We start from the raw sequence: 14,950 nt of genomic DNA, 5'->3' as shown, positions 1-14,950 counted from the left end.
GCTGGTAGCCCGAAAGTCTCGTATCTCATATCTTAATACAAATGAAACCTGCATGAATTGCCAATCAAAAAAGAACATGAATAATTCATGCAAGCTTCATCGCCGATAAAAACAAATTATTCTGATGAAAAATACACTCAAACATATTCTCAGCTATCCGGTGCTGCCGGTATATTACAACGATGATATCCAGACCTGTACGGAAGTGGTGAACGCCTGCTACCAAGGGGGGATCCGTGTTTTTGAGTTTGTAAACCGGGGTGATAATGCGCCGGAAAATTTTTCAAAACTGCTCGCTTACCAGCGTGAGTATTGGCCAGATTTACTGCTCGGCATCGGTACGATCAAGACTGCGGCCATGGCTACCGCTTACATTGAAATGGGGGCTACGTTTATCGTTAGCCCTGTTGTCAAGGCCGAAATCGCCGAAGTGACGCTAGACCGGGATATCCTTTGGGTACCGGGCTGTATGACGCCGACAGAAATCAGCTTAGCTGAAGATCTGGGGGCCCCATTGGTGAAACTTTTCCCCGGCGACACCCTGGGTACCGGATTTCTCAAAGGGATTAGGCCATTGTTCCCTGCCATGCGGTTTATGCCAACAGGCGGTGTGAATCCGACAGCGGAGAGCATTTCCGGGTGGTTTGAGGCGGGTGTGAGTGCCGTGGGATTGGGGTCGAAGCTGTTTGCTAAGCCGACAGATGCCGTAGGCTATGATTGGTTGGTACAACGAAGCCGTGAGCTGATGGGTTGGGTAGGCAAGCACTTTTAATTTACGCCTTATTTATTGATCTGGCTGGGCAGAATCCCATATTTCTTTTTGAAAGCTGCACTGAAATGGTGCGTGTTTTTATAACCCACTTCGTAAGCCACATCGTTTACCATCCGTTTCTCGTCCGCCAATAGTTGCCAGGCCTTTTCCATACGGATATTATATAGATATCCAAATACCGTGGTGCCTAATACTTGTTTAAATCCTTTTTTCAGCTTGAAATCATTAAGACCGACTTTGTGGGCCAGTTCCAATATGGAATAGGGTTTACGGATATTCTGCTCGATGAGTTGCTGGGCGAGGTGGATGCTTTTCATGTCATTTTTTGGGAGGGAGGTAAGCTGTCGTGCGATGATCGGGCATTGCCGTGCTAATAAAAGGGCTACCAGTTCGAGGGTTTTAGCCTCCATAAATATGCGCTTAACGGCCCCAGCGTACTGGCAGGCCACCAGCGAATTGAGTATGATTTGCATGGCAGGTATGAGTTCAATGATCGGTACACCGCTGGGTGGTGAACCCTGGTTTTTCATGAGGATCAACCGCCCATAAGACGCTTCCGTTAATCGGACACATACGATTTTTGCCGGTTCCAAAAGCCCTATTTCCACGGCGTAAGTCGGGAATGCAAGGAAAGTGCCTTGTTGAGCATTCAACGCAAAATCTCTTCCCTGTTGGCCAGGTATCCGGCCACTGATGCTGCCCTCCATACAGCACATCAGCGTATATACAGGTACGTCGGCTTGAATCTTTACGTTTGAAGGCGCTGCTTGGAGTAGGTCTGTCTCCATGATATGCATGCCTTCAAACCAATATTCTGCCAGCCTAATCTCGCCTGTCGCTCCGCTAAAGCGAGTATCAGACTCCTGCAAGCCTCTTTCGGAAGCAAAGTTTGCCGGATATTCTTTTTCGAATAAAACGCTATTGTTATTAAGGTCGATGATGTTTACCTGCATGAGAAAATCCGTTAGACGTTTATTTTAATCCTTATGGCGTTAACGCATAGCTTGGATATGCCGCAAATTTGCGCAATTATTTTGAATAAGTCTAAATAGAGTATTAATTTAATATTAAATGATTAAAAAAATATGGAACAAAATGACATTTGCTTAAGAAGACAGTTGAAAAAATGGTTTTTGTCTTGCGTTTTAGTAGCATTTATGCTTGCACAAGGTATTGCACAAACGGGTTCCGGAACCATCAGGGGGCAAATCCTGACAGCAGATGGAAACCCGGTACCCTACGTCAGCCTTACCTTGGAGGGAACCGGGAAAAAGGCCAGTACCGACAATGATGGCCGGTACGAATTTACCGGGTTATCTGCTGGGAACTACACGGTGGTGGTATCGTCCGTTGGCTACCGGACGGCAGAAAAGTCGGTCGCGCTCAACGGTGATGACCGATTAACGGTCGATTTTATGATAACGGCTGCAAATACGCAGCTACAGGAAGTAGAAATCACGGGCCGTAAAGAGAGTTCATATAAAAATACCTCGACATTCTCCGGAACCCGGACGGAAACACCCATCAAGTTGGTCCCCCAAGCAATCAGCTATGTGACCAAGGAAGTCATCCTAGACAGGCAGGGATTTAAAAACAACGAGGTCGTTAAGAACATCAGTGGCGTAAACCAGAGCTCGTACAACAATAATGGCTTCGTTGTTCGGGGATTTGCTACCAGCAACCGGCTCATCAACGGGTTGCGGATGGGGAGTTCCGGATGGAACCAGTCGTCATTGCCCAATATGGAGCGTATCGAAGTCATCAAAGGCCCTGCCTCGGCTTTATATGCCAATACCAGCCCTGGTGGAACGATTAACTCTGTAACCAAAAAACCATTGGATGAAGCCCGGAAATCTGTGAATTTTGCCACAGGTAGCTATAATACCTACCGCATTACTACCGATTTCACTGGACCCATGAATGACACGAAGACACTCTTGTACAGGCTCAACCTGGCTTATCAGAATGCAGGGTCTTTCCGCATCCTGCAAGATGCACAGGATATGGTCATTGCTCCTTCCGTATCGTTCATTCCCGACGATAAAACGATGGTAAATTTTGATATTGTTTATTCGGGTACCAATGGCCGCTTGGATCGCGGGCAAGCGATATTCGGTGCCACGGCGGGAACAAACCTCAATTCTACGCCCATTTCATTTGCCATTGGAAAAGAAAGCGATTACCAGAAAGAGTATCATTTATATTCTACACTCTCCTTGCAGCGGAAAATTACGGACTACCTTTCATTCAATGCCTCCTACATGAAATACCTGTATAATGAGAACCTGGAGGAACACCGTACATCAAACCGTTATGCGGTAGACGCCGATGGCGTAGAAATACCGACATTGATGGAGATGCAGACGATACACCGGGTAGGCAAGAATTATACAGACAATCTCAACCTCTACATCAATACAAATTTCAATACGGGATCCCTGGAACATAAAGTCGTGGTGGGTTATGACCACATTTCGGCGGTATCACCGGTTGGAAATTCCAATTACAACGCCGGAGGCTACCTGAACGCGGAAGGGACGGGGGTCATATCGGGCGCTTACAGACCTGAAAATAGGGATCGGTACCTGATACGAGACAATATGCCGGTGCCAAATGTCCCTCACTTTAACCTGGAGAATCCGGATTATTCGATTACCGACATCGCGAATTACGTCAACGTCAGTTCACCATCGGCCCCAACGCGGTATTACCTCAACGGCTTCTATATTCAAGAACAGATCAAATGGGGGAAATTCAATGCGTTGATTGCCCTTCGGCAGGAATATTATTCCGATATGTTGAATTATGAAATGGCGGATGAAGAGCGGGTTGAGCAAAACGCACTGCTTCCGAGATTCGGGCTCGTTTATACACCGATAGAGCCGATCAGCGTATATGCTACCTACACCGAAGGCTATCAGCCGCAATCAGCCGGTACCATTGGTGATCCGCAACGATTTGGCGGGCCGTTTGATCCGCTGATCAGCAACATGGTTGAAGGTGGGGTAAAAACGGAATTCCTGCAAAAACGGTTAGTGATGAATCTGGCGATTTATCAGATTATCCAGAACAATGTATTAGTGAATGCCGGAGCAGCGGACAATCCTGATCTGCTGAGGCCGATAGGCCAAGAACGTGCACGTGGCGTAGAATTGGACGTGTATGGGCAAATCAATGCCAATTTGAGTGTTACCGCCAATTTTGCGTACAATAAAGCCTTGATCACGGAGAGCGACAATCCTGAAGAGGTAGGCCAAGTGTTCCCCAACGCCCCGGTTACACAGGGTGGTTTTTGGGCAAAATATGTATTTTCTAACCGGGCGTTGAACGGATTGGGATTCGGTTTGGGCAGCAATTTCGCGGGCGAGCGCTTTGGTAGCGGTGCAAACAGGCTGCGTTTGCCTCCTTATATGGTTGTGGATGCCGCCGCATATTACAGCGTTGATAAGTTCCGCCTGTCGTTTAACCTCAACAACGTATTTAACAAAGAACACTGGATTGGTGGATTTGATTACAATCGTTTGTTTCCGGGTACCCCAAGGAATTTTCTCGTAGGTGTTGGTTATACTTTTTAACGTGCAATGGACAACACGCGAACCAAATCGGTTAAGACGAATAAAGGTGAGGGTAAACTGATTTGGAAGATCCACCACTGGTCTGGTTTCTATACGGGGATCGTTATTGCCGTCCTCTGTATTACCGGATCAGTGGCGGTTTTTATCCCGGAGATCGACTACATTATCCAGCGGATGCACTATTCAGCAGCTTCTTCGCCTGCAAAAAAGTGGCATTTTGATCAATCAGTAGTCTCATTGACCCACCAGTATCCAGATTACCAGTCGTTGCGGATTGAATTTCCAGAAAAGCCCGGCTATGCCGGGATTGTTCATTTAACCGTCAAGGCAAACACGGCTGAAGATCGATTTGCCTTTTTCGTCGATATGGGCAAAGATAAGATCTTGGGAAGACGAAATCACCAGAATTCAATTGCCAACTACCTTCGGCAAATCCATGTCCGGCTATACGAGGGCAACTGGGGGCGGTATTTTGTCGGATTTGGCGGAGTTGCGTTTGTCATTGTCACGATCACCGGATTGATGATTTACGGTAATTTCATGAAACGGCAGCAGTATCCGCAAATCCGGAACGGCAAAGGATTACGGCTGGTGATGGCAGACTGGCACAAACTGCTGGGAATAAGTTCCCTTGCCTTCAACTTGATGATCGCGTTGACTGGAGCCTGGCTTGGCTTGCAAGGCTGGTTTAAGGTCAAAAACCCTTCCCAATACCAGGCTGCGGCGGTGATGAGCGGTGAAGCGGATGCGCAAACGACCGTAAATTGGGAAGAAGTACTGGGCACTACGGCACGTTATTTTCCAGATTTAGTGCCCTTATCTGCCGTATCTTCAACCGATGGTTCGGGCACGGTTACGATTTCAGGAAACATCAAGGGATTGATCTACGAACGGGCAATCAACAGATTGACTCTTTCCAAATTCGGATTGCAGCCTGTTTTTAAATATGATATCCGTGAAAAACCATTTTGGCACAAATTCTTCTTCGTGCAAGAAGCGTTGCACTTCGGTGATTACGGAGGGCTCGGCTTAAAAATAACTTATGCATTACTTGGATTGGTGTCGGCATTTTTGTCGATCAGCGGTTTTGTAGTTTATTTTTATCGTACAGCGAAGAAATCAAACCGAAAATCAGCGCCATTGAAAATTACATTCATCTATTCGGTTATCATCTTGCTTGTACTGGTGATAGCGGCATTGGTCAGTACGCTGATTGGTTATTCAACCGCAGCGCTCATGATGGCTGTGGTCATTGATGGGGGCTTGGTCGGCATCGTTCTGTACGGGCTAATCCGATTCTTGAGGAGAAAGTTTTGTTTACCTAAACCTGTTATTGGATGAATCATCACAAGCTTGTTGAGCATTATCTAATTCCGACGGTATTGTTTTGCCTTAACATCGCGTTCGTCCACGCAATTTATAGGCTTGCCACCCGGCCGATGTTAGTGGATTTCGAAATCATCGTGTGCCTGTTTGCTGTATTGTTGCTGTGTGTCGCGTTGTATACCAAGACAAGGTGGCTCCTTATTGGTTCATCCGTATTTTACCTATTCCTATTACTGTTGGTGATTAACTAATATGGGATAATTCGCGGATGAGCCGGCGGTAGTCTGTATTGACAACCTGGATGACGGCTATCGTGATAATAACGGCCGCCGAAATGAGCAGCGACATTCCGAACGTACCCATAAACCCGATTAGGGTACGGGCCGTATCATAAAAAGAGTTTGCTCCGGTGAAAAAATCATACAGGGAAGGCAAGCCAATAAAGGCAGCGTAGAATAAACTTAGGGGCCTTCCCATGAGGTTAAACATGGTTTGGTTTACCAACGATGCTTTTCGTCGGCTACGAATCGTCCGGAAGTACCGGTTTTGCATGCCCAACAACGCAAAGTATGCGAATGGTAGAAGCAACACCATCAATGTCGCTGCATAGGCCCAATAAAGGTTTGGCTTTAACACACTAAGGGCAAAATAGCTGATGAAAAACACCCCTATCGGTATGGCGGCCTTCCAACTGGCGAAGTAAGCAATGAAATGGGATTTCATCACCGAACGCAATTCACTATTTATTAATGCAATTCGCTCTTCTGTCATCCGTGCAATACCCTTGTGGCTGCCGATATCGTGGTCCATTGTCTCCTGAAACAGGGAAAGAATGGGACGGTTGTCACCGGACCGGCATTTATGTTCGCAGGCTGAAACCAAGTGATCATAGATTTCATTGTATAGTTCAGCGTATTTTATACGGTATATTTTCAAACGTTTGGCAATCCATTTCTGTTCGTAAGGCATTAATGTACGCATGATACGGATGGTTTAAGGTTTAGTACCAGTTGCAATTTTTCAATAAATGTGGCAGCTTCGCTCATCTTTTCCTTTACCTCGCCCTTGCCTTGGATAGACAGCGCATAGTATTTGCGCACCCGGCCATCCACCAATTCCGTGCTGGTTTCCAGCAAGCCATCGGCTTCCAGCTTGTGCAGTGCCGGATACAGTGCTCCCTCAGTAAGTTTAAATTCGCCACTACTCAATTCCTTCACCTTTTGGGTGATTTCATAACCGTACATTTTATCGTGGTCTTCCAGCAGCTTCAGAATGATGGTCTGAAGCGTGCCCTTCAATAGTTTTGCTGAGCTCATGATGCAAATATATAATTTCCTGACATGCATAAGAAAATTATGTATATAAAAGATGGAAAATTCCTTATGATTAATGGGGGATTAAGATTTTTTTAACATGTAAATGCTATCTTTACGAATCTTGATTATAAACACTTATCCCATAGAAGGATACGGTTAACCACTTTATAAACTTAACAGATCGCAGTAATGAAAAGAAACACATTTATTAAAAACATGGCTTTGGGGGCTGCCGCTTTTACCATACTACCAAGGCATGTATTGGGAGGCAAGGGTTTTTTGGCACCGAGCGACCGGATGACGTTGGGGTATATCGGTGTCGGCAAACAAGCAATGGGCCTGTTGGGCAATATCAATCGTTGCCCTGAAACGCTTGTATTGGCAGCGAGTGATGTGGACGCTAAAAAACTGGCTCGTTTTGTGGAACGTGCGACCGAGGCCAACGACAAGAAAGTAGCAACATCCGTAACGGCCTATGCCCAATACCGCGATCTGCTGGGGCGAAAGGATATTGATGCCGTGGTGGTAGCGACGCCCGATCACTGGCATGCGCAAATCTGTATCGATGCAGCGAAAATGGGTAAAGATATTTATTGCGAGAAGCCTTTGGCACTGACCATTGCCGAAGGACGGGCGATGGTCAGCGCTGTCAGAAAATATAACCGGGTATTACAGACCGGCAGTATGCAGCGCTCATGGAAACCTTTCCGTCATGCCTGCGAATTGATTACGAATGGCTATATCGGTGATATCAGAGAAATAAATGTATCCGTCGGTGGGCCAGTGCGACAATGTGATTTGCCGTCCCAACCCGTGCCGGATTACCTGGACTGGAATGCTTGGATTGGACCATCGCTTTATCGCGGGTATCACCCCGTGTTGGCTCCTCCTATTGAAAATGACAAAGATTGGGCTGGCTGGCGGAACTACCGTAATTTCGGTGGCGGATATGTGACCGATTGGGGGGCGCACATGTTTGATATTGTGCAGTGGGCCTTGGGTATGGATGAATCAGGCCCGGTGTCTTTCCATGCCCCCCAAGATCCACTGGCACAGGAAGGGGCTTCATTCCAATATGCCAATGGCATAACGGTGTACCATAAGCAGTGGGGGCCGGGCAATGCCATACAATTCATCGGTACCGAGGGAACCATCGAAGTATCCCGGGAGTTTTTACGGTCAACGCCAACTTCATTGGTGGAACAAACGCTCAAACCTACGGACAAGCGGCTTTACCAAAGTGACAACCATTACCAGGATTGGATAGATGCCATTAAGAAGAGGAGCCGTCCGGTTGCTGATGTGGAGATTGGCCACCGCACTGCGTCAGTATGCAATGCGGTGAATATTGTGTATGAGTTGCAGGCTGACGTAAAGTGGGACCCGAAGAAAGAAGTATTTGACCATGCTGCGGCAAATCAAATGGTATCGCGCCCTTATCGGGTACCGTGGAATTTTAATGATTTTTAGGGAAGAAAATGCGTTGATTAATTCTTTGTTAAGCTTTTTTTAATGGGAGCGCCTATTTTAGCAGCACTTAATTATAAACACAAATATGGTAATCCTATTGAAATTAAAAGTTTATCTTTTTATAGGTCTGTTTTGCCTCAGTGGACTGGGCACAATGGCACAAGTAAAAGTGGCATGCGTCGGTGCCAGCATTACCGGGGGGCATGGCATCACAAATCCAAGTGAACGAGCCTATCCCGGGCAATTGCAAGCCTTATTGGGCAGGCGTTACCAAGTAACTAATTTTGGCGTTGGGGGCACCACCCTGCTCCGTAAAGGAGATTCGCCATATTGGAACACCCAGGCTTACCGGGATGCGCTGGCGCTCAACCCGAATTTGGTTTTTATTGATTTGGGGGGTAATGACTCAAAGGCGATCAACCGACCGCACTATGATGAATTGATCGACGACTGCCGCGAAATGGTACAGTCGTTTAGGCGCTTGCCGTCGCAGCCACGAGTCATACTGATGCTTCCTTTTAAATCGTTTGAAACCGATACCAACCAGATATGGGATAAGGTGATTGTGGAAGACATCATTCCAGCTATGCAGCAGGTTGCCTTGGAAGAGGATGTTGAAGTGCTGGACATGCATTCCTTGCTCATTGATAGGTCCGATCTGTATATAGACAAGATCCACCCCGGTGAAGAAGCCGCAAGCATCATTGCTAAGCGACTGTTTCAGCAAGCAACTCAGGAAGGTGATGGTGCTTATGATCTTTTCGAGCACCTTGAACGCCCGTATACCACCTCTTCCTTTTATGGCTATACAACTGCTGAATTCTCATTGAACGGACGGGCTTGTAAAGTGGTGCAACCTAAACGGACGGCCAATGACAGACCCTGGGTGTGGCGGGCCCGCTTTTGGGGGCACGAACCGCAGGCCGATATTGCATTGCTGGAACGTGGTTTCCATATCGCCTATTGCGACGCCGCCGAATTATTGGGAAACCCAGAGGCTATTGCACTGTGGGACGAATTTCATGCGATCCTATACAATGCTGGATTGAACCGTAAGGCCGCTTTTGAAGGGATGAGCCGTGGGGGCGTGTATGCGTTGAACTGGGCAGCGGCGAATCCAGAAAAGGTGGCTGGTGTATATATTGACAATCCATTGCTTGATATGCGTGCTTACGCTAAGCAGGGACGCCCACTTACGGCAGACATCCGCAAGGCTTATGGACTGGAGACCGACCAAGCGCTTGATCAGTTTACCGGAAGCCCGATGGACAACATTGAAGACATCGTACGTGGAGGCTACCCCATCCTTGTCCTCTGCGCAGACGAGGATGAGGCGGTAGATCCGGAGACACAGACGCTGGCTTTTGAAAAAAAGGTGAAGGCACAGGGGGGTGACATCACCGTGATGATGAAACGTGGTTTCAAACACCATCCGCATAGTTTCCCAAATCCCGCACCTATTGTTGATTTTATCGTAAAAGCCGTGGAGCAGACTTCCCCAGCCAGTTCACGTACCGGTGATATCCGGTCCGAGTGGCTGGATCGGGCGTCGTTTTCTGGTGCTGGTGAGCGCCCATCGGGGCGCAACATACTATGGTATAAACAATCCGCAAAAGTATGGGAAGAGGCGCTACCTATCGGCAATGGCCGGTTAGGTGGCATGGTATTCGGTGGTGTGGCCGATGAACGGATTCAGTTGAATGAAAGTTCCCTATGGGATGGCTATGCACTGGATCCAAATAACCCGGAGTCACTGGAGACATTGCCCGAAGTACGGCGCTTGTTATTTGAAGACAAAAACAATGAAGCCGTGAAGTTGGCGGAGCAAACGATGATGGGGCGTCCACAAGGTGTCAAGCCCTATCAATCACTTGCTGAATTGTGGTTTGATACGCCACACCTTAACGCAGAATCCTATACGCGGAGCCTCGATTTGACCACAGGTGTGGTCACCGTGCGCTATAAACACGATGGCGTCTGGTATACTCGTGAAAGCTTTGCCTCATCCGAACATAATGCCATCATCGTACGGTTTACAGCAAGCGACGGTGGGAAAATCAGCAATTCATTCACCTTGCGGCGCCAGCAAGATACTGAAACAATGCCACATCCCACCGATGCATCGTCGTTGTTGCTGAAAGGCAGGCTTCCCATTAAAGACGGTGACGGAAATGCCCGCGGTCTTCGCTTTGCCACACAAATAAAAGCCGTGACCACGGGGGGGCATGTCCAGGTTCATAACCACGTCCTATCGGTGGAAGGTGCCGATACCCTGACGTTGTACATCGCCGGTGCAACAAATTATCCCGGTCTTGAACATATCAGTGACGGTATGCTCGATTTCCCCGGTATTCCGGAGGAAAGTTGTGCCAACATCATAGCCCATGCGATGGGCCAATCGTATGAAGCCGTGAAGGCGGCCCATATCCGGGAACATCAGCATTACTACAACCGTGTGCAGTTTGAATTGGGCGCACAAGATGAGAAGGCCCGGGAATTGGCGACAGACGAATTGCTGGAAGATGCAAGGAAAGCAGGCCAGCCCCACCCATCTTTGGTCGAAACGTTTTTTCAATACGGGCGTTACCTATTGATCGCGAGTTCGCGACCAGGCACGATGCCTGCCAACCTACAAGGATTGTGGGCGTGGCAGATGAATCCACCCTGGAATGCAGATTATCATACCAACATCAACCTCCAAATGAACTATTGGCCTGCGGAGATTACGAACCTATCGGAAACGCATTTGCCGTTGTTTGATCTGACGGAGGCCTTGGTAAAACCGGGCCAACGTACCGCAAAGGTATTATATGGCGCCGATGGCTGGGTAGTACACCACCTGACGGACGCATGGGGATTCACGGCACCCGCAGACGGGCCACAAGGTATCTGGCCCGTAGGGGCTGCTTGGTTGGCCCAACACCCTTGGGAACACTACTGCTATACATTGGATACCGCATTCCTGCGGCAGCGGGCTTATCCACTGATGAAAGGAGCGGCTGAATTTATCCTTGATTTCTTGGTAGAAGCCCCTCCAAGGACACCTGTAGCCGGGAAGTTGGTGACTAATCCGTCCTATTCACCGGAAAATGCGTTCGTGTTGCCGAATGGAGAACACTCCGTCTTTACGTACGGTGCTACCATGGATCTGGAAATTATCCATGATTTGTTGACCAACTGTATTGCCGCTGCGAAAATTCTGGATATTGATAAAACCTTCCGGGATACGTGCTTGAAAACACTCTCCCGCTTGGCACCCATCCGCATCAGCGAAGCCACCGGCCGGGTCATGGAATGGGTAGAAGATTATCAGGAAGTGGAACCGCATCACCGGCATACTTCCCATTTGTTTGCACTCCATCCCGGCAATCAGATATCGGTGACCGGAACCCCCGAGCTTGCGGAAGCAGCCAAAAAGACGCTGATCGCACGGGGAGATGATGGTACCGGTTGGGGATTGGCGTGGAAAATCAACATGTGGAACCGCTTGCATGATGGCGACCATGCGTTCAAGCTGTTGGGTGTGCTCTTGCGTGAGAAGACGTTGCCCAACCTGTTTGACAATCATCCACCGTTCCAGATTGACGGCAACTTCGGTGCTACGGCGGCCATTGCCGAGATGCTGGTGCAGAGCCATGTACCGCTTAAAGACGGCCAGTTTGAGGTGCACTTGCTGCCTTCGTTGCCAACAGTACTTATGCAAGGCTCCATCAAAGGGCTGCGCGCACGCGGTGGTTTTGTCATTGACCTTACATGGGAAGCCGGTAAATTGAAAGAAGCACGTGTCTTGGCAGAAAAAGGGGGACGACTAACCCTGCGATTGGGCAATGAGAAAGCCACTTTTAAAACCAAGGCCGGACAAATTTTATTGATAAGTGGCGATTTAAAACAAGTCAACTAATATACTGTCGATCAAGGCCTATCTTGGAAAGTGGGCGGCAAGAGTGCTGTCCATTTTCTACAACTAAATAGTTGGTTAGAACCCCATTGGCCCGGCGATCCTTAAGACAAGCAATGTAAACTAACTAAACAATCATTTTATGACAAAATTAAATATAGCAACGTTAGTAGGCTTATCCACGCTCTTAGCGTTGTCTTCCTGCCACAGGCGTGGCGGGACTTTGCAGCGGGATGAGTATGGCCGCATTATCGTAGACACGGTCCCTTCGGGGGCATACCTATCGCCGGAAGAGAGCATGGAACGGATTTACCTGCAGCCGGGGTATCGGTTGGAGCTGGTGGCGAGTGAGCCGATGATCCATGAACCCGTCGCTATTGCCTGGGATGGCAATGGACGGATGTTCGTCGCGGAGATGAACACGTACATGCAGGACGTGAACGGTACGGGCGAGATGACACCGGTTTGTTCGATAAAGCGGCTGGAAGATACAGATGGGGATGGCCGGATGGACAAGTCGGTGGTATTCATCGACAGCTTGGTGCTGCCACGGATGATATTGACATTGGACGATAGGTTGCTCGTCGCCGAGACATTTGACAACAGTATTTATAGTTACAGGGATAGCGACGGTGATGGTGTGGCTGACGAAAAGGAAGTCGTTTTTCAAAACGACCGGCCAAACACAAACAATCTGGAACACCAGCGAAGTGGCTTAGTGTGGAACCTGGACAACCGGATTTACGTGACGGTCGAGAATGTACGGTATCGATATGCCGACGGAAAGTTGGTTGCTGAGCAGCTGGAAGAAAGTCCGGGCGGTCAATGGGGATTGGCTAATGACGATTATGGCCGGCTGTATTTTTCAGCGGCTGGTGCTGAAATCCCTGCACTGGGCTTCCAGCAAAACCCATATTACGGACGCTTGGATTTCAATGACCAGTACGATGACGAGTTCAAGGCGGTATGGCCGGTGATTTCCACGCCCGATGTGCAAGGAGGGCTGAACAGGCTCCGCCCGGATAGTACGTTGAACCATTTCACGGCATGCACGGGACAGTCGGTTTTCCGGGGGACTTCATTGCCCGAGGACATGAAGGGAGACTTGTTTATCTGCGAGCCTGTGGGCAGGCTGATTAGGCGCGCTAAGGTGACGAATACCGGGGGGAAGATTACATTGACAAACGTATACGATCATGAGGAATTCATCGCATCGTCGGACATGAATTTCCGGCCGGTGAATACACAGACAGGCCCTGATGGCAATATGTATATCGTGGATATGTACCGGGGTATCATCCAGGAGAGCGAATGGACGAAAGACGGAAGCTTCCTTCGGCCGAAGATCCTGGATCGGGGCTTGGATAAGAACATCGGGAGGGGCCGAATCTACCGGTTGGTTTACGAAGGGATGGAGCGGGATATGACCCAACCAAAAATGCTTGACGAATCTCCGGCACAGCTTGTCCATCACCTTGGGCATGCGAATGGCTGGTGGCGCGAGAATGCACAGAAGCTGCTGGTATTGAGGGGAGACACATCGGTAGCACCGGCACTTAGGGATATGGCTGTTTCGTCACCCGAGCCGCTGGCACGTATCCATGCGCTGTGGACATTGGAAGGCCTTGGCGTTTTGGATGGTGCTACGCTTCTAACGGCGTTGAAAGACAGCGATGCACAGGTGCGGAGGACCGCAGTGTGGATAGGTGATGGATCGGAATGGGAAAGCGATGGAGGGCTCTTTGAAGCATTGGCTGCACTTGAAGAAGATCCAGATCCTGAAGTGCGCTTCCAATTGGCGTTGAATATGCGATTTGATGGCTCGGAGCGAGCAAAGGCGCTTATTGACCATTTGGTGCAGCGCTATCCGGACGACATGTTGGCCGCATCCCAGGAGAAATATGCTTCGCTGTTGGTTGAGCGTGCGCAGGCAGAAAAAGAGGCAGCATTGCTTGCAATAGCCGACCGCAAGCTTGTTGCCCGTGGAGCTACTATTTTCAAGGAATTCTGTTCGTCGTGCCACGGATTTGACGGCAAGGGCATGAGCATTGGCGGGAGTGGGTCGGCGGCCCCTTCGCTGGCTTCAAATCCTGACGTAAACGGAGATCCGGATAAGCTGGTCAAGATTCTGCTTCATGGACTTACTGGGCCCATAAATGGCAAAACGTATACCAACATGATGCCTCCACTGGGAGCTAATGACGATGCGTACATCGCAGCAGTAATCAGCTACATCCGCAATGACCTGGGTAATAAAGCATCTGTTGTTCGCGAAAGGAGGGTAAAACGCATACGGGAGCAGACGGCCGACAGGACCAAGCCCTGGACCAAGGAAGAATTGGACAACTAAGGATAAAGCGAATTGACTGCTATCGTGGCATATCCATAATATTATACCGCATATTGGTTTAAATTGCCTATTTTTGAATGGCGAATGCAATTGACCAATCCATACACTAAACTTTCATTTGTTTGGTGTATGGATTGGTTATTGATATATTGCAATTCATAAATCTATAATAAGGCATTGAGATCGTGGACTCTTCATATTATTCTGTGGTGCATCGTAGGGTGTATATGCGTATCTCCACTA

The 14,950-nt window shown here is 48.6% G+C and carries 10 protein-coding genes; 7 read left to right on the top strand and 3 right to left on the bottom strand.

Annotation, left to right across the window (positions count from 1 at the left end):
- Positions 1-124 precede the first annotated feature (124 nt).
- A complete protein-coding gene (locus BMW65_RS02435) occupies positions 125-772 on the top strand; it encodes a beta/alpha barrel domain-containing protein (protein WP_090602474.1) in 648 nt (215 codons plus the stop codon).
- A gap of 8 nt (positions 773-780) precedes the next feature.
- Here BMW65_RS02435 and BMW65_RS02430 read toward each other — a convergent pair whose 3' ends face one another.
- Complete coding sequence (locus BMW65_RS02430) at positions 781-1,725, bottom strand: helix-turn-helix transcriptional regulator (RefSeq protein ID WP_090602472.1); 945 nt, start codon at positions 1,723-1,725, stop codon at positions 781-783.
- Between the two features lie 204 nt (positions 1,726-1,929).
- On the opposite strand from BMW65_RS02430, the gene BMW65_RS02425 reads away from it, so the two are divergent.
- The 3 genes from BMW65_RS02425 to BMW65_RS02415 are packed head-to-tail and all read left to right on the top strand — an operon-like array spanning position 1,930 to position 5,924.
- Complete coding sequence (locus BMW65_RS02425) at positions 1,930-4,347, top strand: TonB-dependent receptor (protein WP_090602471.1); 2,418 nt, start codon at positions 1,930-1,932, stop codon at positions 4,345-4,347.
- A 6-nt stretch (positions 4,348-4,353) separates the two neighbouring features.
- Positions 4,354-5,688, top strand: a complete 1,335-nt coding sequence (locus BMW65_RS02420; RefSeq protein ID WP_090602470.1) for a PepSY-associated TM helix domain-containing protein — start codon at positions 4,354-4,356, stop codon at positions 5,686-5,688.
- Entirely contained in the window at positions 5,685-5,924 is a 240-nt protein-coding gene (locus BMW65_RS02415) for a hypothetical protein (RefSeq protein WP_090602468.1), read from the top strand. Before BMW65_RS02420 ends, BMW65_RS02415 begins: the two co-directional genes overlap by 4 nt.
- Here BMW65_RS02415 and BMW65_RS02410 read toward each other — a convergent pair.
- Both BMW65_RS02410 and BMW65_RS02405 read right to left on the bottom strand, forming a co-directional pair.
- Positions 5,917-6,654, bottom strand: coding sequence for a hypothetical protein (locus BMW65_RS02410; RefSeq protein ID WP_090602467.1), 738 nt, complete (start codon positions 6,652-6,654; stop codon positions 5,917-5,919). The two genes, BMW65_RS02415 and BMW65_RS02410, sit on opposite strands and share 8 nt — an antisense overlap.
- Positions 6,642-6,989 carry a PadR family transcriptional regulator gene (locus BMW65_RS02405; RefSeq protein ID WP_090602465.1) on the bottom strand — a complete coding sequence of 116 codons (348 nt, stop codon included), beginning with the start codon at positions 6,987-6,989 and terminating at the stop codon, positions 6,642-6,644. The genes BMW65_RS02410 and BMW65_RS02405 overlap by 13 nt, the downstream gene beginning before the upstream one ends.
- A 189-nt stretch (positions 6,990-7,178) precedes the next feature.
- Between BMW65_RS02405 and BMW65_RS02400 the strand changes: the two genes are divergently transcribed.
- The 3 genes from BMW65_RS02400 (at position 7,179) to BMW65_RS02390 (ending at position 14,707) form a co-directional block, all read left to right on the top strand.
- A complete protein-coding gene (locus tag BMW65_RS02400; protein ID WP_090602464.1) occupies positions 7,179-8,459 on the top strand; it encodes a Gfo/Idh/MocA family protein in 1,281 nt (426 codons plus the stop codon).
- A 154-nt stretch (positions 8,460-8,613) separates the two neighbouring features.
- Entirely contained in the window at positions 8,614-12,360 is a 3,747-nt protein-coding gene (locus BMW65_RS02395) for a glycosyl hydrolase family 95 catalytic domain-containing protein (protein WP_177180964.1), read from the top strand.
- A gap of 139 nt (positions 12,361-12,499) precedes the next feature.
- Positions 12,500-14,707, top strand: a complete 2,208-nt coding sequence (locus BMW65_RS02390; protein ID WP_090602460.1) for a DUF7133 domain-containing protein — start codon at positions 12,500-12,502, stop codon at positions 14,705-14,707.
- Positions 14,708-14,950: the final 243 nt, after the last annotated feature.

Source organism: Parapedobacter koreensis (assembly GCF_900109365.1).
GTDB lineage: Bacteria > Bacteroidota > Bacteroidia > Sphingobacteriales > Sphingobacteriaceae > Parapedobacter > Parapedobacter koreensis.
This window is presented reverse-complemented; position numbering and strand designations above follow the sequence as displayed.

What these genes read in the sequence shown, in the direction of transcription:
- BMW65_RS02435 (WP_090602474.1), top strand. Translation starts at nt 125, where the DNA reads ATGAAAAATACACTCAAACATATTCTCAGCTATCCGGTGCTGCCGGTA.
- BMW65_RS02430 (WP_090602472.1), bottom strand. Translation starts at nt 1,725, where the DNA reads ATGCAGGTAAACATCATCGACCTTAATAACAATAGCGTTTTATTCGAA.
- BMW65_RS02425 (WP_090602471.1), top strand. Translation starts at nt 1,930, where the DNA reads ATGCTTGCACAAGGTATTGCACAAACGGGTTCCGGAACCATCAGGGGG.
- BMW65_RS02420 (WP_090602470.1), top strand. Translation starts at nt 4,354, where the DNA reads ATGGACAACACGCGAACCAAATCGGTTAAGACGAATAAAGGTGAGGGT.
- BMW65_RS02415 (WP_090602468.1), top strand. Translation starts at nt 5,685, where the DNA reads ATGAATCATCACAAGCTTGTTGAGCATTATCTAATTCCGACGGTATTG.
- BMW65_RS02410 (WP_090602467.1), bottom strand. Translation starts at nt 6,654, where the DNA reads ATGCGTACATTAATGCCTTACGAACAGAAATGGATTGCCAAACGTTTG.
- BMW65_RS02405 (WP_090602465.1), bottom strand. Translation starts at nt 6,989, where the DNA reads ATGAGCTCAGCAAAACTATTGAAGGGCACGCTTCAGACCATCATTCTG.
- BMW65_RS02400 (WP_090602464.1), top strand. Translation starts at nt 7,179, where the DNA reads ATGAAAAGAAACACATTTATTAAAAACATGGCTTTGGGGGCTGCCGCT.
- BMW65_RS02395 (WP_177180964.1), top strand. Translation starts at nt 8,614, where the DNA reads ATGGCACAAGTAAAAGTGGCATGCGTCGGTGCCAGCATTACCGGGGGG.
- BMW65_RS02390 (WP_090602460.1), top strand. Translation starts at nt 12,500, where the DNA reads ATGACAAAATTAAATATAGCAACGTTAGTAGGCTTATCCACGCTCTTA.